The sequence below is a fragment of the Methylobacterium sp. WL12 genome, assembly GCF_008039475.1.
Lineage (GTDB): Bacteria > Pseudomonadota > Alphaproteobacteria > Rhizobiales > Beijerinckiaceae > Methylobacterium > Methylobacterium cerastii.
The window spans coordinates 24155-43705 of the sequence record NZ_VRUW01000040.1 but is presented as its reverse complement, the minus strand read 5'-3'; the positions used below and the strand labels follow the sequence as shown (position 1 = coordinate 43705).

Here is a 19551-nt window from a genome sequence, read left to right as displayed (position 1 = left end):
CAACCGCGACCTCGTCTACGTCTCCAACGCCCCCTTCACCGAAGTCTCCAAGGTCGTCAGCGTCTTCTCCACCGTCGCAGGACCCGTCGCCTCCGCCGCATCCGTCTACGCCTACGCACGGTAGACGACACCGCGGCTTGCCGGATCGACGGTTTTCCCGGAAACAGGCGGCCGTCCGGGGCGCGGCGCAGCGTTTCGTGCGCCGCCTGCCGGGAGGGGCGTTGATGCCGAGAAGGGGCCTGATGACGATCGGACGCGCTTTCCGGTTCGGCCCGAACCTGCCCGGCCCCTGCTTCCGCGGTGTCAGCGCCGCCGCACTTCTGTTCGCGATGTTGGCGGCGGGACCGGCCGCGGCCGACGTCGTGGTCGGCGTGGCGGTGCCGCGTTCGGGGGCCTACGTCTCCGTCGGCGAGCAGGTGCTGCGCGGGGTCGAGGCTGCGGCCCGCGACGCCAACGCCAAGGGCGGCCTCGACGGTCAGACCATTCGCCTCGACGTCCAGGACGACGCCTGCGACTCGAACACCGCGACCGCCGTCGCCAACCATTTCGTGCGCTCGGACGTCGGCCTCGTGGTCGGCCACGTCTGCTCGAACGCGTCGCTCGCGGCGTCCGAGGTCTACAGCCAGAACGGCGTCACGATGATCACCGCGGCCTCGGTCTCGGCCAAGCTGACCGATCGCGGCCTGCCGACGATCTTCCGCGTCTGCGGGCGCGACGACGACCAGGCGCGCCTCTCGGCGATCGTGCTGGCCGAGCGGTTCCGCGACCGCAAGATCGCCCTCCTCCAGGACTTGACGCCTGCGGCGCGCGCGCTCGCCAACGCGACCAAGGACAACCTCAACCGGATCGGGATCAACGAGACGCTGCTGTCCGCCTTCTCACCGAGCGACGCCGACGATGCGGCTCTCGCCGACCGGCTGAAGGCCGCCGGCATCGAGGTCGCCTATTACGGCGGCGACGCCGTCGAGATGGGCCGTCTGGTTCGGATCTCGGCCGAGCGCGGCTTCCGGCCGCAATGGTTCGGCACCTCCGCCATCGCCACGCCGGACTTCGCCAAGATCGCCGGCGGGTCCAGCAACGGCGTGCTGATGACCTTCTACCTCGATCCGAGCCGCCAGCCGGCGGCGGCCGAGGTGGTCAAGGCGTTCAAGGCGGAGGGCGGCGAGCCGACGGGCTCGACGATCTACGGCTACGCCGCGCTCCAGGCCCTGGTGGCCGCCGGCAACTTTGCCCGGACGCAGGACCCGAGGCGCATCGCTGCGACGCTGCATGCCGAGCGCTTCGACCTCGTGCTCGGCACCGTCGGCTTCGACGGCAAGGGCGACGTCACCGCCCAGGGCTACGTGCTCTACGTCTGGAAGGACGGCGTCTTCACCCCGGCGCCGAAGTAGCCGATCGGCTCAGGCGGCCTCGGCCGCGTCGACCTCGGCTCCCCGGCCGAGGCCGCGGAGCAGGTCGGCGAGGTGCGGCCGCACGCCGAGCTGGAGCTTGTGCAGGCGCCGGACCGCCTCGTTCAGCGTTCCCTGGCGGTCGAGCATCCGGTCGGCGAAGCCGATCATCCGCGCGTTCGGCCAGGCCGGCTCGCGGATCGCGTGCAGGCGCCGCACGAGGGTTTCCGCCTCAACGGTCGGCTCCGCGTCGCTCATCAGGATCAGCAGCGCCGCGGTCGAGCGCGACAGGCCGTAATGGCAGTGGACGAGGAGATGCGCGGCGGGTCCCGCCTCGCGGTCGCGCCCGAAGGCCAGGATCTCGGCCACGTGACCGGGCTCCGGCGGGACGAGGCCGTCGCCCGGGCCGAGGCAGTCGTGGAAGTAGAGGGTCGTGCGCCGGTGGGCGCCGTAGGCGGCGAAGCCCGCCGGCTCCGGCGTGCCCGGATCGAGCAGCGACAGCACGCGGTCGACGCCGCTCGCGCCGTGGCGGGCGAGCTCTTCGAGGCCGCAGACCGTGTGGAGGGTGATGGAAGCCGGTGTCACGATGGCACCGCCCTACCACGCGCCGCCCGCGGTTTCGAGACCAGCGCCGGACGTGTTAGGGCCCCGGGACCGCGACCGATGCCTTGAGGGAGGTGCCATGACGACCGTGAAGCGACGTGCGCTCCTCACCGCGGGGCTCGGTGCCGCGCTGTCGGCGCCTGCGCTCGCCGCCGCGCCGGCGCAGAACGGGTCGGAGGTCCGGTGGCGGTTGGCCTCCGCCTTCCCGAAGAACCTCGACATCCTGTTCGGTGCGTCCGAGGCCCTCGCCCGCATCGTCGGCGAGGCGACAGACGGGCGCTTCGCGATCCAGGTCACGGGCCCGGGCGAGCCGGTGACGGCCGACGGGCTGCTCGACGCCGTGGCGGCCGGGACGGTCGAGATGGGCCACGGGCCGGCGACCGTCGCGCCCGGCAAGGACCCGACCCTCGCGCTCGCGACTGCCCTCCCTTTCGGTCTGAACGCCCGTGGCCAGAACGCGTGGTGGCTCGCCGGCGGCGCCAACGACCTGTTCGCGGAACTGTTCGCCAAGAGCGGGCTCGCCAGCCTGCCCGGTGGCAACACAGGCGCCCAGATGGGCGGCTGGTTCCGGCGCGAGATCAAGACGGCGGCCGACCTCCAGGGGCTGAAGGTCCGCATCGGCGGCCTCGGCGCGCAGGTGCTGGCCAAGCTCGGCGCGGTGCCGCAGGCGGTCTCCGGCTCTGAGATCGCCGCCGCGCTCGAAGCCAAGCGCCTCGACGCCGCCGAGTGGATCGGCCCCTACGACGACGAGCGCCTCGGCCTTCAGAAGGCGGCGCCGATCTACCATTATCCCGGCTTCTGGGAGGGCGGCGCGATGCTGCACTTCTGGCTCAACGCCGAGACGTGGAAGGCCCTGCCCAAGCCCTATCGCGCGATCCTGCAGGCGGCGGCGGCCGAGGTCGCCGCCGACGTCCAGGCGAAGTACGACGCCCGCAACCCCGGCGCCCTCCGCCGGCTGGTGGCGACGGGCGCGCAGCTGCGCCCGTTCCCGCAGGATGTGATGGAGGCGGCGCTGAAGGCGGCCAACGACGTCTACGCCGAGATCGCCGCCAAGAACCCCGATTTCCGCCGGATCCACGAGGCGATGAAGACCTTCCGCAACGAGGAATACCTCTGGTTCCAGGTGGCGGAGTACACCTACGACAATTTCATGATCCGGGCGCGTGCGCGCGGATAAGGCCGGTGCCGCCGTCCCTGGTTTCGTGGCAGGGTCGCGGTTCTCGGATGCCCGTTCGCGACAGGGCCGAAGTGGTCGCGGGAACAGCACGCGATGATGCCCGATGACGATGCGGTCCAAAGCTCCGGTCAGCGCTCGGGCCAAGGCTCCGGGGACGAGGCCGTCGACGACGCGCAGGAGCGGCCCGAACGCTTCCTGATCGTCGGCGTCGGCGCGTCGGCCGGCGGGATCGAGGCGCTGGAAGGCTTCTTCCGCGGCATGCCGTCGACGCCGGGTCTCGGGATCGTCATCGTCACGCATCTCAGCCCCTGGCGCGAGAGCGTGCTGCACGAGATCGTCTCGCGCTTCACCGACATGCCGGTGCAGGTGGCGAGCGACGGCGTCGCGGTCGCGGAGAACCACGTCTACGTCCTGCCGGCCGACGCCGTCGTCGGCATCCGCGACGGGCTCCTCGTCCTGCGCCACCAGACCGCCGAGCACCGCGAGCGCCACCCGGTCGACATCTTCCTCAGCGCGCTCGCCGCCGACCAGGGCGAGTATGCCGGCGGCGCCATCCTGTCGGGGGGCGACTCCGACGGCACGCTCGGCATCAAGGCGATCAAGGAGCACGGCGGCGTCACGCTGGCCCAGATTGCCAACGGCGACGGGCCGCAGCACCCGAGCATGCCCTCCAGCGCGATCGCGACCGGGTACGTCGATTTCGGCGTGCCCTCGCACGAGATGGGCGCGAAGCTCGTCGCCTACCGGGCGAGCCTGTCGATGACCGACACGATCCTGGCCGGCAACGAGGCCGGCCCGTCGCCCGACGAGCTGCGCGGGGAGATCTACGCGATCCTGCGCGCCCAGGTCGGGCACGACTTCGGCGGCTACAAGACCAAGACCTTCCTGCGCCGCGTCCAGCGCCGGATGCAGATCCTGCAGGTCGAGGTCGTCGCCACCTATGTCGAGCGGCTGCGTCGCGACCCGGTCGAGGTCTCGGCCCTGTTCCGCGACCTCCTGATCAACGTGACCACGTTCTTCCGCGACGCCGAGGCGTTCGCCATGCTCAGCGAACGCGTCATCCCGAAACTCTTCGAGGGGCGCGGCGCCGACCAAACCGTCCGGGTCTGGGTGCCGGGCTGCGCCACCGGCGAAGAGGTGTTCTCGCTGGCGATCCTGATGATCGAGCACATGGAGACGCTGACCGCGGCCTGCCGGGTGCAGATCTTCGCCACCGACATCGACGAGCACGCCCTCGGCGTCGCGCGCGCCGGCCGCTATCCGGAGCAGCTGCTCGACGGCGTCTCGCCCGAGCGCCGGCGCCGCTTTTTCCTGCAGGACGGGGCGAGCTTCGTGCTGGCCAAGACCGTGCGCGACTTGTGCATCTTCTCGCCCCACAGCGTCATCCGCGATCCGCCCTTCTCGCGGCTCGACATGGTCTCGTGCCGGAACCTGCTGATCTATTTCGGGCTCAGCATCCAGAACCAGGTGCTGCCGACCTTCCACTACGCGCTGAGGCCCGGCGGCTTCCTGTTCCTCGGCATGTCGGAGAACCTGAGCCAGTTCGCCGACCTGTTTGCGCCGATCGACAAGAAGCACCGCATCTTCCGCAGCCGCGCCGACAACGCGACCGAGCCCCGCGTCCCCCTCGCTCTCAGCGGATTGCGCGCGATGTCCCATGGCAGAGACCTGAGACCGCGCCAGGGCGGCAACAGCTCCCTGGCCCTTCGCCATTCGGTCGAGATGCAGGTCCTGGAGCGGTTCACGCCGCCGCACGTCGCGGTGAACCGCCAGGGCGACGTGGTCTACTACTCGAACCGCACCGGCAAATATCTCGAGGCGGCGGCGGGACTTCCCACCCGTCAACTGCTGACGATGGCGCGCAAGGGGTTGAGGCTCGAGCTCCGGGCCGCCTTCCGCGAGTCTGTCGACACCAACGCCCAGGTGGTGCGCGAGGGGCTCGTCGTCGAAGGCGACGACGGCCGCGTGCAGATCGTCACCGTGACCATCGAACCCCTCGTCGCCCTGCGATCCGAGGAGCCGCTGTTCCTCGTGCTGTTCAGCGACGAAGGGCCCTCGATCAGCCGCGAGGCGGCGCAAAAGCGATCGGTCTCCGCCCACGACGAGGTCGCGCTCCAGCTCGAGCGGGAGCTGCGCGAGACCCGCGAGCGGCTGCAATCGCTGATCGAGGAGTACGAGACCGCGCTGGAGGAGCTGAAATCGTCCAACGAGGAGCTCGTGTCGGTCAACGAGGAGCTGCAATCCACTAACGAGGAGCTGGAGGCCTCGAAGGAGGAGCTGCAATCGGTCAACGAGGAACTCTACACCGTCAACGCCGAGCTGAACGGCAAGGTCGAGGCGCTGGATCGCGCCAACACCGACCTGCACAACCTCTTCGCCAGCACCGACATCGCGACGGTGTTCCTCGACGCCAAGCTCGTGATCCGCAGCTACACTCCCGCGGTCACCGAGATCTTCAACATCCTGCCGAGCGACCGCGGACGCCCGATCACCGACTTCGCCGGGCGGCTGACCCTGCCGAACCTGGCCGAGGACGTCGCCGCGATCATGCAGGGCAGCGACACGATCGAGCGGCAGATCGACCGGACGAAGGATTCCGCGCGCTTCCTCGTGCGGCTCGCGCCCTACCGAAACGGCGAGAACCGGATCGAGGGCGTCGTCGTCAGCTTCATGGACGTCACCGTGCTCGCCCGCGCCGAGATGAGCCAGCGCGTGCTGGTGGCGGAGTTGCAGCACCGGACCCGCAACCTCCTGGCCGTGGTCCAGTCCATCGCCCGGCAGACCCTGGGAACGGGGTCGGCGGTCGAGGCCTACTCTGAGCGGCTGAAGGCGCTCGGCCGGGTGCAGGGCCTGTTCGGCCGCTCCGACAGCGGCGCGGTCGACCTCGCCGAGCTGGTGCGGCTCGAGCTGCGCGCCCACGGAACCGAGGAGGGCAGCCGGATCACCATCGACGGGCCGCAGGTCGCCCTCGGCTTCGAACACGTCCAGACCTTCGCCCTCGCGCTGCACGAGCTCGCGACCAACGCGATCAAGCACGGTGCCCTCGCACAGGCCGGCGCCCGCCTCGCCATCGCCTGGTCCCTGGAGGCGAACCCGGCCAGCGGCCGGCTGCTCGTGCTCGATTGGACCGAGAGCGGGGTCGCCATGCCGCCGGAGCCCGAGCGGCGCGGCTTCGGGCGCGACCTGATCGAGAAGGCGCTGAGCTACAGCCTGCGCGCTCAGGCATGGTTCGAGCTCGGGGCCCACGGCGTCCACTGCAGGATCGAGATGCCTCTATGAGTCGTGGCCTCGGGCGGCTACTCCTTCAGACGGCAATTGGCGCCGACCGCCGGGACGTCTCGGTCCTCAAGCATGGTTCGGCGCTCAGGTTCGAGACGGCATGAACAACCCCTTCATCCGGAAACTGGAGAACTTCACCCGTTTCTCCCAGGCGGAGCGCAAGGCGCTCGAGGACGCGACCGGGCAGAACGTGCGCCGCCTCGGCCCGCGCGAGGACATCGTCAACGAGGGCGACGAACCGCGCGCCGTCAATCTCGTCCTCGAAGGATGGGCCTGCCGCTACAAGCAGCTTCAGGACGGGCGCCGGCAGATCATCGCGTTCTTCCTGCCGGGCGACCTCTGCGACCCGCACATCTTCACACTGCGCCAGATGGACCACGCCGTCGCCTCGCTGACGCCGGTGACGCTGGCCCGGGTCACCCAGCCCACCATCGAGGGCCTGACGGAGAGCTCGACCCGCATCGCCGAGACGCTGTGGTGGGAGATGCTGCACAACGCGGCGGTCCAGCGCGAGTGGACGGTGAGCCTCGGCCAGCGCTCCGCCGTCGAGCGCCTCGCCCACCTGCTGTGCGAGCTGTACATGCGCCTGCGCGCGGTCGGCCTCACCGAGGGCACCGCCTACGACCTGCCGGTGACGCAGGCCGACCTCGCCGACACCCTCGGGCTGTCGAGCGTCCACGTGAACCGGACCATCCAGGAGCTGCGCGGCGCGGGCCAGATCACCTGGAAGGGCCGGCGCCTGACGATCCACGACCTGCCGGCGCTGATGGCGTTGGCCCTGTTCGACCCCAACTACCTCCACCTCGATCACGAGGGTGCGCATCTCGATGCGCAGTGAGATCCGTTTCGCGCCGGCCACTTCCACGTGCCGCGCCGCCCGGCGTGGCGGCGATCCCTTCGTAGCGACGGCCGTCCGATGAGCGACGAAGGCCGGATCGCCGCGCTCGAAGCCGAGAACGCGGCCCTGCGCCGACGCCTCGTCGCCGCCGGCCTCGACCTGGATGCGTCGGCGTCGGCGTCGCCCGAGGTGGTCGCGGTGCTGCACCGGACGCGCAACACCCTGGCGATGGTCCGCGCGATCATCCGCCGCTCGGCCGATGCGGATCGCAGCGCCGAGGATTGCATGATGCGCCTCGACGGCCGCCTCGGTGCGATCGCACGGGTGCAGAGCGCCGGCATCGCCGACCCGTCGGCCGGCCTCGACCTGCACTCGATCGTCGCCGATGCGCTGATGGCGTTGCTGGCCCGCGAGGGCGAGCGCGTCCACATCGTCGGGCCGAAGGTGCTGCTGGCCCCGCGTGCCGCCGAGGTGTTCGCGCTGGCCGCCCACGAGCTCGCCAGCAACGCGATGGAACACGGGGCGCTGACGGTCCCCGACGGCCGCATCGCCGTCACCTGGACTCTCGACCCGGGCGGGGATGCGCCGCCCCTGTCGCTCGGCTGGACCGAGACCGGATTGCACGACTTGCCTGCCGACCCGGCGCCGCTCGGCATCGGCACCGAGATGCTGACGCGCACTCTGCGCTACGAACTGGGCGCAGAGACCACCCTCGCCTACCGGCCGGACGGCCTGCGCTGCACGATCCGCTTCGCGCTGGCGCCGCGGCTCGGACGCGTCGTCGAGGTTCCGGCGGAGGACGGGGGCGACGCCTAGAGCATTTTCGAGCGAGGTGGATGCCGGCTCGCGTGAAGGAAATGCGACCACACCCGGCTCGAGCATCGTCCGTGATCCAGAGATCATGGACGATGCTCCAGGCGCCGCCAACGGCGCTCAGGCCCCGAACAGGACGCGGGCGATCGTCCCCGGCTCGACCGGCTTCTCGCAATGGGCGACCGCAGCGTAGCGCGGCGGCACCATCGTCCGGTCGTAGCCGGTGGCGAAGACGAAGGGGACACCCCGTGCCGTCAGCGCGTCCGCCAGCGGGAAGACCATCTCGCCCTGCAGGTTGATGTCGAGCACGGCCCCGTCGAGGTCTGGCGCCTCGGCGAGCAACGCCAGCCCGTCGGCGACGGTCGCCGCCGGCCCGACCACTTCGGCGCCCTCCGCCTCGAAGCTGCGCGCCAGATCGGACACGATGAAGTAGTCGTCCTCCACGAGCAGGACGCGGCGCTTGGCCAGCGGTGCCGTCGACGTGGCGTCGCCCATTCGGTCCATCGATCTCAAGACGTTCCACGACCGCGCCCGTCGCGACGTTCATGGCATAGAATGCCAGGGAAAGCGGCCGCGGGCGAGCGGCGTGCGCGCAAGTCGCTCAGGGCGTGCGCTTGCGTAGGACGAAGTTGCCCGAGGCGAGGAATTTCTGGACGCGCTTGCCGGTGTCAACCTCCGTCGTGAAGACGTTTCCCTTCGAGTCGACGGCGAGGTTGTGGACCCAATGGAATTGCCCGGCTCCGCGGCCGTTGAGGCCGAAGGCGCCGAGGGTCTCGCCGGTGGCGCGCGACAGGGTTCGGACCTCGTTGTTCGCCCCGTCGGCGTTGAAGAGGAAGCTCTCGTCGGCATCGGGCCACAGCGCGAGCTCCCAGACCGTGCCGGTGGCGCGGGTCTTCGTCTCGACGAACATCTCCTTCGCGCAGCTGCCGTCCTTCCGGAACACCTGGATACGGTCGTCGGTGCGGTCGCAGACATAGACGAGCCCGTCGCGCGCGATCTTCACACAGTGCACCGGGTTGGCGAATTGCTGCGAGGGAGCTGCGGCCGGATCGTAGGCGGGTAGCTTGTCGTCGGTCGGCGGGCGGCCGTAGGCGCCCAACATCCGCTTGAACGCCCCGGTCTCGGAATCGAACACGATGATTCGGTGATTGTAGTAGCCGTCGGCGACGTCGACTTCGTTGGCGGCGTCGAAGTCGACGTTGGCGGGCCTGCCGAGGCGGCTCGTGTCGCGGCTGTCGGTCTGCGGGCCGGACTTGCCGATCTGCATCACGAACCGCCCGTCGGCCGTGAACTTGAGCAGCTGCCCGTCGTTCGCGCCGTTGCCGGCGATCCAGACGGAGCCCTTCGGGTCGACCTGGATGCCGTGCTCGTTCTCGGGCCAGTCGTAGCCCTGCCCCGGGCCGCCCCAGGAGCGCAGCACCGTGCCGGCCTGATCGAATTCGCGCACAGGGGGCGCCGGCTTGCAGCATTTCGTCCGCGGCGGATCGAGGCTCGCCGCCTTCTCGTCGTCGGTGAGCGTCCGCGGGCGCTGGATCACCCAGACGTGGTCGTCGGCGTCCACCGCGACGCCGGATGCCTGACCCATGATCCAGTTGTTCGGGAGTGGCTTCGGCCAAGCCGGATCGACCTGGAAAGTCGGCACCTCGGCCGCTTCTCCGAGACCGACGGGGATCGCGGCCTATACGAACCCGATCGCCAGCGCTCCAGCGAGCCTGCGCAGGATGTCGTCCTCCCGGCGGCGGTTCTGCGCCTTCCAGACGATCTTAGGCTCGCCTCGATGCGCGGCCAGGGCACGGGGGCGGCAAAGCCGCGCCGACGGTGACAGATCGCGGGAAACGGTTCGAGGCGACGCGGGAAGGGGCGCACCAAGAAAAAAGGCCACTCCCGAAGGAGCGGCCCGAAGTCTAGGGAGGAAACGCCCAAGAAGGGCAGCAGGACCGCGACGCCATCGCTGTCCCGCGTTGCACAATCTGATCCTCCCTCGCCGAAATGCAAGGGGGTTCGGTCAGTGACCCTGTCGTTTCTCGGCCCGACCTGCAGCTCGGTCGAAGCATGTGTTGAAAATGTCGCAGACGGGTTCGATCAATCTTCGGCCGTCCTTGGTGTCGTCCTTGAGCGACAAATGCATGCAAATGACTGATCGAAAACAGGTTTCGTCCGCCAATGCGGCCCTGTGCTATGGCCCGGATTTCAGCCCCTCCCGCATTGGTGCGCGCGGGACGATCGCGATCTCCGCTCTAGCTGAGCTGGTACGGTTCCGGGCCGTGCACCGGGTTGGGGACGACGCGAGACGATGGCGATTCACGAAAAGCGCTTCCGGGTCCTGAACGATGTCGCACCGCGGAAGGGCGGCGCTTACGTCCTGTACCTGCTGCAGCAGGCCAACCGCGCGCATCACAACCCGGCGCTGGAATACGCGATCGAGGAAGGCAACCGCCTCGGGCTACCGGTGGTCGCCTGCTTCGGGCTGCTCGACGGCGCCAACGGGTTTCCCGAGGCCAACGCCCGGCACTACGCCTTCCTGCTCCAGGGGCTCGCCGACGCGAAGGCGGGACTGGAGAAGCGCGGCGTCGGCTTCGTCATGCGCAAGGCTTCGCCCGCCGAGATCGCGATCGACCTCGGCCGCGAGGCCGCCCTCCTCGTGCTCGATCGCGGCTACCTCGCGATCCAGAAAAGCTGGTACGGCGAGATCGCGAAGGCCGTCGAGACCCGCGTCGTGCAGGTCGAGGGCGATGTGGTGGTCCCGGTGGAGACCGCTTCCCCCAAGCACGAGTTTGCCGCGCGCACGCTGCGCCCAAAGCTGCACAAGCTGTGGGCCGATTTCGTGGAGCCGCTCGCGGCCCGCAAGGTCGAGCATAAAGCCGACGGCCTGAAGCTCCCGAGTGAGATCGATCCGTCCGACCCGATGAAGGTCCTGGCCGGAATGACCCTCGACACCGACGTCGGGCCGGTGAAGCGCTTCGTCGGAGGCGAGACGCAGGCGCGCAAGCGCCTGAAGGCGTTCCTGGAGGACGGGCTGTCCGGCTACGGCAACGGCCGCAACCGGCCGGAGGCGGCGGCCGCTTCGCACATGAGCCCCTACCTGCATTTCGGCCAGATCTCGCCTGTCGAGATCGCGCTCGCCGTGCGCGCGGCGAAGGACGGCGACGACGACGACCGCGGCGCCTACCTCGAGGAGCTAATCGTCCGGCGCGAGCTCGCCTCGAACCACGTCTTCTACACCGAAAGCTACGACAGCTACACCAAGGCGGTGCCCGCCTGGGCGCAGAAGACGCTGGCCGAGCACGCGGAGGATCCGCGGCCCTACAGCTACACCGAGGTGCAGCTCGCGGCCGGCGAGACCCACGACCGTTACTGGAACGCAGCGCAGGCGGAGATGCGGGTGACCGGGTACATGCACAACCAGTTGCGCATGTATTGGGGCAAGAAGATCCTCGAGTGGTCGCCGTCGCCGAAGGTCGGCTTCGAGCGGACCCTGCGGATCAACAACCGGTACTTCCTCGACGGGCGCGACGCGAACTCGTTCACCAACGTCGCCTGGGTCTACGGCCTGCACGACCGACCGTGGGCGCGGCGCAAGGTGTTCGGCACCGTTCGCTACCAGAGCGAGAACTCGCTCAAGAAGTTCGACGCCAAATCCTACGTGAAGGCCGTCGAGACCCTGTGCGCGGCGGAGAAATAGCCGTCGCGCCCCTCGCGGCCTGGCCCGCTCCTCGCTAAGGCAGGGCGGCCGACGCAAACCTCGCCCCAGGCAGGCTTGCCGAGGCGAGCGTGTTCCGTCGGTGTCGAGTCCTCGCGCAATGCCGCCCCGTTTCCGCACCCGCGCCTCGATCGCGCGCCTGCGCCGCGCCTCCATCGGCGCCTACCCGCTCTGGCGCGGGCGGTTGCTGTTCCTGTTCGGCGGCATCTGCGTCGGCCTCGCCGCCGTCCTGATGGCGCGCTGCGCCGACGCGGCGCAGGTCGGCTTCAAGGCGCTGGTCGGCGTCTCGCCGCTGGTCGCCCTCGTGGCGACGCCCGCGGGCTTCGCGCTGGCGGCCCTGCTGGCGCGGACCGTCTTCCCGAACTCGCAAGGCTCGGGCATCCCGCAGGTGATCGCCGCGCGCCACACCCGCGATCCGGCCTTTCGCCACCGTCTGATCTCGCTGCGCGTCGCCTTCGGCAAGATCGTGGTGATGACCTTGGGCCTCGCCTGCGGCGCCTCGTCGGGCCGCGAGGGGCCGACGGTGCAGGTCGGCGCCGCGATCATGGCCGCCGTCGGCCGCCTCACCCCGGATCGGCTGCCCGGCCTGATCCTCGCCGGCGGCGCGGCCGGGGTCGCGGCCGCCTTCAACACGCCTCTGGCCGGCATCGTCTTCGGGATCGAGGAGCTCGGCCGGGCCTACGAGCCGCGCTCGTCCGGCCTGATCGTCGCCGGGATCGTCGCCGCGGGCCTCACCTCGCTCTGGCTCGTCGGCAACTACACCTATTTCGGAACCAGCGACGTGACGCTGCCCCTCGGCAAGGGCTGGCTCGTTGTGGTCGTCCTCGGCGCGGCGGGAGGCTTTGCCGGCGGCGTGTTCAGCCGTCTCGTGATCCTGTTCGCGCGCGGGCTCCCGGGCCGGGGCGGACGCTGGATCGCCCGGCATCCGATCGCCTTCGCGGGGCTGTGCGGCCTCGGCGTCGCGCTCGCGGGGCTCGCCTCGGGCGGATCGGTCTACGGCACCGGCTACGAGGAAGCGAAAGCGCTGCTGCACGGCGATTCGGCAGCCCGGCTCGACTTCGCGCCGCTGAAATTCTGCGCCACCGCGCTCTCGGCGATCAGCGGCATCCCCGGCGGTCTGTTCGCGCCCTCGCTCGCGGTGGGCGCCGGCCTCGGGGGCATGCTGCAGGACGTGTTCCCGCACGTGCCGATCGGCGCGCTGGTGCTGACCGGGATGGTCGCCTACCTCGCCGGCGTGCTGCAGGCGCCGATCACCGCCTTCGTCATCGTCACCGAGATGACCCAGGATCACGCGATGATGATCCCGCTGATGATCGCGGCGGTGCTGGCCGACGCCGCCTCGAAGACCGTCTGCCGCACCGGCCTCTACCACACGCTGGCCGAGATCATGCTCGCCCGCGCCGCGCCGGCGCAGGACGAGGCCGAAATTCCGGGCGCGTCCGCGCGGGTCGGCGGGAACGGTTGAGCTTGGGCCGCATTGATCGGACGCTTTCCACGCCGGCCGTTCGCCGGTTCGATCCGGAGTTTTCGGCATGACCCTTCTGAAATGGGCCCTCATCTGCTTCGTCGTCTCGGTCATCGCCGGCGGCCTCGGCTTCACCGGCATCGCCTCGGGCGCCGGCTCGCTCGCCCGGATCCTGTTCGGCATCTTCCTGGTGATCGCGATCGTCATCGTCGTCATCGCCTTCGCCGTCGGTCAGGCGGTGTTCTAGGGCGCCCCACGTGGCGTCGGGCCTGAGCCGGGGCGTCCCCCCGGCGAAGCGCACGTGTCTGGTCACCGGCGCCACCTCCGGGATCGGCTACGAGACCGCCCTGGGGCTGGCCAAGGCCGGCGCCCGGGTCGGGATCGTCGGCCGTGACCCTGGCAAGGTCGCGGCGACGGCGGCCGCGCTCACCGCGGCCGTGCCGGGCGCCGCGATCGACCGCTTCGTCGCCGACCTTTCGTCGCAGGCGGAAATCAGGCATCTAGCCGGCGAAGTCCGCGCGGCTTATCCCCGCCTCGACGTGCTGGTGAACAACGCCGGGGCGATCTTCGACCGGCGCGAGACCACCGTGGATGGCTTCGAGCGGACCTGGGCCCTCGACCATCTCGGCTACGTCCTCTTCACCCTCGAGCTTCTCGACCTGCTCAAGGCCTCCGGCCGGCCGGGCGCCGCCGCCCGCATCGTCAACGTGGCCTCGGCCGCGCACACCCGCGGCCGCATCGCCTTCGACGACCTCCAGGCCGAGCGGTCCTACGGCGCGATGCGCGCGTATTCGCAGGCCAAGCTCGGCAACGTGCTGTTCACCTACGCGCTCGCCCGCCGCCTCGCCGGCGCGCCCGTGACGGTGAACGCCCTGCATCCCGGCGTGATCGACACGGGCTTTGCCAAGAACACCGGCGGCGCGTTCGGCCTCGCCTGGAACCTGATCCGTCCGTTCCTCAGCACCCCTGCCGCCGGCGCGGCGACGACGCTGCACCTTGCGACCGCGACCGCGGCCGAGGGGGTGAGCGGGCGCTACTTCGCGCGTAGCCGCGAGAAGACCTCGTCGCGCTACAGCCGGGACGAGGCGGTGCAGGAGCGGACTTGGGCGATCAGCCTGGAGCAGGTCGGGCAGGCACCGATCTAGGCGTGGACATGAACGCCTGGGAACCGTGCCCGAACGTTCGAGAAGCGCGGACAGGAGCGTCCAACCGTTTGCGTTGGGGCAGGCGGTCCGCTCCCGATCGAACTCCGTCGTGGAAGCGACTCGTTAGATCAGACCTCGATGAGCCCGACTCATCGAGGTCTGGCCCCCGCGACTGCGGGGCGGCGGCAATCCGCCGGACCTCATGGGTTCCTACCCATGAGACTTAGTATTCGACCCGCCGAAAGCGGGTGTCGGTCGGCATCGCCGCGTTGGTCTGTTGCTCCGAACCGCCCGCTTCTCTGTGGAGTTCGGCTGGCCGACTCGGTCGCGGAGGGCGACAGGCCAGCCTCAGGCCAGCTTAGGGCGGAAGGGAAGAACGAGACCTTCCGGACGCAAGCTCGTCATGAGGGTCCGCGCGAGTTCCGACTGTCCGAACGGCTTGGTCAATCGCGGGACCGGAACCAGGCCGTTCTCAGGCAGCTCGGCGTAGCCGCTTGCAAGGATCGCGACCATGTCCGGATACTCGGCCCAGATCGCGTCGATCAGCTGCGTCCCGGTCATGCCGGGCATCATCTGATCCGTGATGACAAGATCGATGGTCTCCCTCGACCGACGCAGGATGCGCAGAGCCTGCTCCCCGGAGACCGCCTCGACGACCGTGTGCCCGAGATCTTCGAGCATCGCCGCCGTGTTCATCAGCACCAGAGCATCGTCGTCGACAACCAGGACCGTGACCGGGTCGAGCTTCGGAAGTTCGGGCTCGGCCTGTCGGTCGGGTTGGATCGCTTTGCTCATGTCGGCCTCGGGCAACCAGAGCTCAGCCGTCGTGCCCTGGCCCTTGACGCTCTTGAGGAGCAAACGGCCGCCCGACTGCTCGGCGAAGCCGTGGGCCATCGAGAGGCCGAGCCCGGTGCCTTTGCCGACGCCCTTGGTGGTGAAGAACGGCTCCGCCGCCTTCGCCAAAGTCTCCGCATCCATGCCTTCGCCGGTGTCGATCACGGACAGGCAAACGTAGTTGCCCGGCTTCAGGCCTTGGACGTCCTCGGCCGAAACTTTGGCCTCGCGGGCGACCAGCGTGATCGTGCCTCCGGCCGGGGTGGCGTCGCGTGCGTTCACGCAGAGGTTCAGGACGACCAGTTCGAGTTGGTTGGCGTCTGCCAGAACGTGCGGAAGCTGCAGTGGGAACTGCATGTTGACCGGGATGTTCAAGCCGATCGACCGCTGCAGCATGTCGCCCATGCCGCGGATGAGGTCCGGCACGTCGACGGGCGTCGTAGACAACTCCTGCCGCCGCGCGAACGCAAGCATGCGCTTGGTCAGGGTCGCGCCACGATGGGCGGCCTGGATCGAGTTGTCGATCAGCTGCCGGAGCTTTGGGTCGGGCGGCAGGCGCTTGCGGGCAAGCTCCAGGTTGCCGAGAACCACCGCGAGCAGGTTGTTGAAGTCGTGGGCCACTCCTCCGGTGAGCTGCCCGACCGCCTCCATCTTCTGAGATTGGATGAAGCGTGCACGGGTCTCTTCGAGCGACTGCTGCGCGTCGCGTCGCTCGGTGATGTCACGTGTGATCTTGGCGAAGCCGATGAGTTCGCCGTGGTCACCCCGGATGGCGTCGATCACGACGTTGGCCCAAAAGCGTGAGCCGTCCTTGCGGATGCGCCAGCCTTCGGCTTCGAACCGGCCTTCTTTCGTGGCCGTCGCCAGCGCCGTTCCCGGCAGATCGGTCGCCTGGTCCTCGTCGGTGTAGAACCGCGAGAAATGCTCGCCGATGATCTCCGCGTCGGAGTAGCCCTTGAAGCGCTGGGCGCCCTTGTTCCAGCTGGTCACCCGCCCAGTCGGATCGAGCATGTAGATGGCATAGTCGCGCACGCCTTGAACCAGCAGGCGGAAGCGCTGCTCGCTCTGTCGCAAGGCGGCCTTCGTGGCCTGCTGCTCGGTGAGATCGCGGGTCACCTTGGCGAACCCGAGCAGCGTGCCGTCCTCGGTGCGGATCGGGTCGATAAGAACGTGCGCCCACATCAGGGTGCCATCCTTTCGAACGCGCCAGCCCTCCTGCTCGAAGCGGCCTTCGGTCTTGGCGATCATCAGAGCCCGCGCTGGAAGGTCCGTCGCCCTGTCCCCGACCGTATAGAACCGGGAAAAATGCTGTCCGACGATCTCGTGGTCGGCGTAGCCCTTGAAGCGCTGTGCGCCCTTGTTCCAGCTTGTGACCACGCCTGCCGGGTCGAGCATGTAGATCGCGTAGTCGATGATGCCCTCGACGAGGATCCGGTAGCGATCCTCGCGGGTCAGTCTCGGCGTGGCGGCCTCTTCGATGTCCATGCGGCGGTCCAGAGCTCATTCGGGCCGGGACCCGGCTTCGAGGGCCGCGTGCAGGTTGGTGGCGGAGCGGCCCTGGGCACGATGGGGTGACAGTCGCCCGAACCTAGAACGCCCGTCCCGGACGCTCGTATCCTTCGATCAGGGTGAAAAGCCCCGCGAGCCATGCGGTCACCAGACCGCCGACCTTCGTGTTGTGCCGACGTGCTCCATTCGCAGGGGGCGTTTTCCGAATGGTCGATCGACAGAAGACCATCGCAAACCGACCCATATCGGCCGCCGGTCTCTGGTTCATCAAGCGATCTGCAAGCGGACATTCCCAGGGTCCGCGATGGGTCGAACGCGGGTTCATGACCTGGGTACCACCCGTCGGGTTTCGACCACGAGAAACCTCGCGCGTCCAATGCTGGCGGTCCCTGCGGAAGGGCGGTTTCGAGTTTCGCGCCTTCGCGGCGCGGGCTCGCCTGGAACCACCTCCGCGTCGATCCAGCGGGAGGTGGTCCCGGCGCTCAGCCGCCGACGGCGCCGGCCTTCTCGCGCCCCGCGACTCGTTCGGAACTTGCGCGCGCCTGAGCTTCGATGAACACCCGCGTCACGTCCGGCACGCGTGCCTTCAGCTCGCGGTCGAGGCGCGTCGAGATCCGCTCGACCTCGCCCGCGGTGAGGTCGTCGGCCAGGTCGAGGCTCACGTTCACGAGGATGTCCGTCGGCCCGAGGTGCTGGGTCAGCACCTCGTTGACGTGGTTCACCCCGGGCTCGGCGCCGACGACCTCCTGGATCGCTGCGACGACCTCCGGGTCGGCGGCCTCGCCGATCAGCAGGCCGTGGGTCTCAATCATCAGGAAGATCGCCATCCCGACGAGCACGAGCCCGATGCCGATCGAGGACCAGCCGTCGAGCGCGGGCATGTCGAGGAGGTCGGCCAGCACCACGCCGGTGAGCGCGATGACGAGGCCGATCAGCGCCGCCACGTCCTCCACGAGGATCGTGAACAGGGCCGGGTCCTTGCTGCGCCGGATCGCGCTCAAGGGCGAGCGGTCGCCCTTCTCGGCCCAGAACGCCCGCATCGCGACGAAGCAGGAATAGCCCTCGGCCGCGACGGAGAAGCCGAGGATGGCGACGTTCACCCAGAAGCCCGGCAACGCGTAGCCGAACAGGCTCGCGTCGGCGGCGGGCTCCGGATGCCGGATCTTGTGGGCACCCTCGTAGATCGCGAAGATGCCGCCGCCGAGGAAGATCAGCAGCGCGACGATGAAGGCGTAGAAGTAGACCTCGCGGCCGTAGCCGAACGGGTGCCTTGCGTCCGCCGGCTTCTTCGCGCGCTTCAAGCCGACGAGCAGCAGGATCTGGTTGGCGGTGTCCACCACCGAGTGTGCGCCCTCGGCCAGCATCGCGGAGGAGCCGGTGACGGTGGCGCCCACGAACTTCGCCAGGGCGATGGCGAGGTTGGCGCCAGCGGCGGTGTAGATGGCGCCGGTGCTCTCATGGGCCATGCGCGGGCGTTCCTGTTCGATCTGGGGGGCGAATCGCAGCCGGGCCGCGGCGATCCGAGCCTAAGCGCCGGCGCCGCCGACGGGTTCCGCCCGCGTGGACGCGGCGGCGGCGCCGGTGCATCCTGGCGGCCGCAACCACGGGTACCCTGCATGACGGATACGGCCTACGACCCCGACAACATCTTCGCGAAGATCCTGCGCGGCGAGATCCCCGCGCACCGGGTCTACGAGGATGCCGACACCCTGGCCTTCATGGACGTGATGCCTCAGGGGCCGGGGCACACGCTGGTGATTCCGAAGGCGCCCGCGCGCGGCCTGCTCGACGCCGATCCGGCCTCGCTCGCGGCGTTGGCGGCCAGCGTGCAGCGGGTCGCGCGGGCGGTGAAGGCCGCGTTCGAAGCGGACGGGCTCACGGTGTTCCAGTTCAATGAGGCGGCCGGGGGGCAGACGGTGTTCCACCTGCACGTCCACGTCGTACCCCGGTTCGACGGGGTGCCGCTCCAGCGCCACGAGGGCGGGATGGCCGACCCGACGGTGCTCGCAGGTCACGCGGAGCGCATCCGCGCCGCACTCGAGGTCTGACGGCTCAGGCGGCCGTCGCCGCGCCGGTTTGCGCCATCCCGGTCAGCAGCCGGCGCAGGGTCGCGTTCTCGGCCTCGAGTTCGGTGATCCGACGCAGCAGCACCGTGACGGAGTTGTCCTCCGCCGCCGGCTCGGCCGCCGCCGTCGGCGCCGCGACGGAAGCGGGCTTGGCCGCCTCGTCGGCGAAGGTGATCCCGACGCCGTCGGCGCGGCGCCAGCGCAGGGTCGAGCGGTAGGTCCGGTCCTTCTGGGGGATGTAGAGGTCGAACACCTCGGGCAGCGTCGAGCTTTCGCTGAGGGCCAGCCGCGCCCCCGAGGAGGAGAAGTCGCGCACGAGGCAATCCATGCTCGAGGCACCGTTGTTGAACACGATGCGGCCCTTCAGGAACACCCTTTGGCGGGTCTCGTTGCGGTGTTCCGAAGACATGAACAGGGCCCCAGGCTCGAAGACGATAGCCCGATCATCCCACGTCGCCCCTTAAGGAATGCTCGCCGCGACCTTCGACTTACGGCCCTAAGCCTACAAAAAGCGCTGGTCGACGGTCTGGAACAGGTAGAATCCGTTGAAACGCACGCCGGTCTCCGCGGCCCGGCCGTCGAAGTCGAGGGGGATGTCGGACCGGTCGTCGAGCTTGCCGCCGAAGGTCCAGCGGCCGCCACCGAGGAAGCGCGGCACGCGGCTCGACTCCGGCACGGCGCAGCACAGACCCTCGACGCTCTTCAGGCGGAACAGGTTGTAGCTCTGCATGGGC

17 protein-coding genes and 1 pseudogene are annotated in these 19551 nt (G+C 69.5%); 11 read left to right on the top strand and 7 right to left on the bottom strand.

The features are described 5' to 3' along the window. Together FV226_RS28635 and FV226_RS15805 are read left to right on the top strand one after the other, a co-directional pair. Nucleotides 1-124, top strand: a pseudogene (locus FV226_RS28635) (sugar transporter); the annotation flags it as partial. Between the two features lie 205 nt (nucleotides 125-329). After that, a complete protein-coding gene (locus FV226_RS15805) occupies nucleotides 330-1391 on the top strand; it encodes a branched-chain amino acid ABC transporter substrate-binding protein (RefSeq protein WP_246685300.1) in 1062 nt (353 codons plus the stop codon). Between the two features lie 9 nt (nucleotides 1392-1400). Here FV226_RS15805 and FV226_RS15800 read toward each other — a convergent pair whose 3' ends face one another. Further along, nucleotides 1401-1976, bottom strand: coding sequence for a protein-tyrosine-phosphatase (locus FV226_RS15800; protein ID WP_187277196.1), 576 nt, complete (start codon nucleotides 1974-1976; stop codon nucleotides 1401-1403). A 94-nt stretch (nucleotides 1977-2070) separates the two neighbouring features. On the opposite strand from FV226_RS15800, the gene FV226_RS15795 reads away from it, so the two are divergent. The 4 genes from FV226_RS15795 to FV226_RS15780 all read left to right on the top strand — a co-directional run bounded on the left by FV226_RS15795 (nucleotide 2071) and on the right by FV226_RS15780 (nucleotide 8101). Then, on the top strand, nucleotides 2071-3168 hold the full coding sequence (locus FV226_RS15795) for an ABC transporter substrate-binding protein (RefSeq protein ID WP_147763652.1): 1098 nt from the start codon (nucleotides 2071-2073) through the stop codon (nucleotides 3166-3168). A 93-nt stretch (nucleotides 3169-3261) separates the two neighbouring features. Further along, a complete protein-coding gene (locus FV226_RS15790) occupies nucleotides 3262-6447 on the top strand; it encodes a CheR family methyltransferase (RefSeq protein WP_246691618.1) in 3186 nt (1061 codons plus the stop codon). Nucleotides 6448-6547: 100 nt separating this feature from the next. Continuing rightward, nucleotides 6548-7285: a Crp/Fnr family transcriptional regulator gene (locus FV226_RS15785; protein WP_147752955.1), complete on the top strand. Its 738-nt coding sequence runs from the start codon at nucleotides 6548-6550 to the stop codon at nucleotides 7283-7285. A gap of 78 nt (nucleotides 7286-7363) precedes the next feature. Continuing rightward, a complete protein-coding gene (locus tag FV226_RS15780; RefSeq protein ID WP_147763651.1) occupies nucleotides 7364-8101 on the top strand; it encodes a sensor histidine kinase in 738 nt (245 codons plus the stop codon). 117 nt (nucleotides 8102-8218) lie between these two features. Here FV226_RS15780 and FV226_RS15775 read toward each other — a convergent pair whose 3' ends face one another. Together FV226_RS15775 and FV226_RS15770 are read right to left on the bottom strand one after the other, a co-directional pair. Continuing rightward, the gene (locus tag FV226_RS15775; RefSeq protein ID WP_147763650.1) at nucleotides 8219-8593 is read right to left on the bottom strand and encodes a response regulator; all 375 of its coding nucleotides are present in this window, start codon (nucleotides 8591-8593) and stop codon (nucleotides 8219-8221) included. 106 nt (nucleotides 8594-8699) lie between these two features. After that, on the bottom strand, nucleotides 8700-9770 hold the full coding sequence (locus tag FV226_RS15770) for a hypothetical protein (RefSeq protein ID WP_147763649.1): 1071 nt from the start codon (nucleotides 9768-9770) through the stop codon (nucleotides 8700-8702). Nucleotides 9771-10391: 621 nt separating this feature from the next. On the opposite strand from FV226_RS15770, the gene FV226_RS15765 reads away from it, so the two are divergent. The 4 genes from FV226_RS15765 (at nucleotide 10392) to FV226_RS15750 (ending at nucleotide 14408) form a co-directional block, all read left to right on the top strand. Further along, the gene (locus FV226_RS15765; protein ID WP_147763648.1) at nucleotides 10392-11780 is read left to right on the top strand and encodes a deoxyribodipyrimidine photo-lyase; all 1389 of its coding nucleotides are present in this window, start codon (nucleotides 10392-10394) and stop codon (nucleotides 11778-11780) included. Between the two features lie 118 nt (nucleotides 11781-11898). Then, complete coding sequence (locus FV226_RS15760) at nucleotides 11899-13263, top strand: chloride channel protein (RefSeq protein ID WP_147763647.1); 1365 nt, start codon at nucleotides 11899-11901, stop codon at nucleotides 13261-13263. Nucleotides 13264-13330: 67 nt separating this feature from the next. After that, nucleotides 13331-13510: a DUF1328 family protein gene (locus FV226_RS15755; protein ID WP_147752961.1), complete on the top strand. Its 180-nt coding sequence runs from the start codon at nucleotides 13331-13333 to the stop codon at nucleotides 13508-13510. Between the two features lie 10 nt (nucleotides 13511-13520). After that, complete coding sequence (locus tag FV226_RS15750; RefSeq protein ID WP_246691617.1) at nucleotides 13521-14408, top strand: SDR family NAD(P)-dependent oxidoreductase; 888 nt, start codon at nucleotides 13521-13523, stop codon at nucleotides 14406-14408. Nucleotides 14409-14756: 348 nt separating this feature from the next. Here the strand turns inward: FV226_RS15750 and FV226_RS15745 are convergent, their stop codons facing one another. Beyond that, nucleotides 14757-16727: a PAS domain-containing sensor histidine kinase gene (locus FV226_RS15745; protein ID WP_147763646.1), complete on the bottom strand. Its 1971-nt coding sequence runs from the start codon at nucleotides 16725-16727 to the stop codon at nucleotides 14757-14759. 506 nt (nucleotides 16728-17233) lie between these two features. Next, nucleotides 17234-18217, bottom strand: a complete 984-nt coding sequence (locus FV226_RS15740) for a cation diffusion facilitator family transporter (RefSeq protein ID WP_147763645.1) — start codon at nucleotides 18215-18217, stop codon at nucleotides 17234-17236. 150 nt (nucleotides 18218-18367) lie between these two features. Between FV226_RS15740 and FV226_RS15735 the strand changes: the two genes are divergently transcribed. Then, entirely contained in the window at nucleotides 18368-18799 is a 432-nt protein-coding gene (locus FV226_RS15735) for an HIT family protein (protein WP_147763644.1), read from the top strand. Between the two features lie 4 nt (nucleotides 18800-18803). On the opposite strand, the gene FV226_RS15730 is transcribed toward FV226_RS15735, so the two are convergent. Both FV226_RS15730 and FV226_RS15725 read right to left on the bottom strand, forming a co-directional pair. After that, the gene (locus FV226_RS15730) at nucleotides 18804-19226 is read right to left on the bottom strand and encodes a PilZ domain-containing protein (protein ID WP_147763643.1); all 423 of its coding nucleotides are present in this window, start codon (nucleotides 19224-19226) and stop codon (nucleotides 18804-18806) included. 93 nt (nucleotides 19227-19319) lie between these two features. After that, complete coding sequence (locus tag FV226_RS15725) at nucleotides 19320-19547, bottom strand: hypothetical protein (protein ID WP_147752966.1); 228 nt, start codon at nucleotides 19545-19547, stop codon at nucleotides 19320-19322. Between the last annotated feature and the right edge of the window lie 4 nt (nucleotides 19548-19551).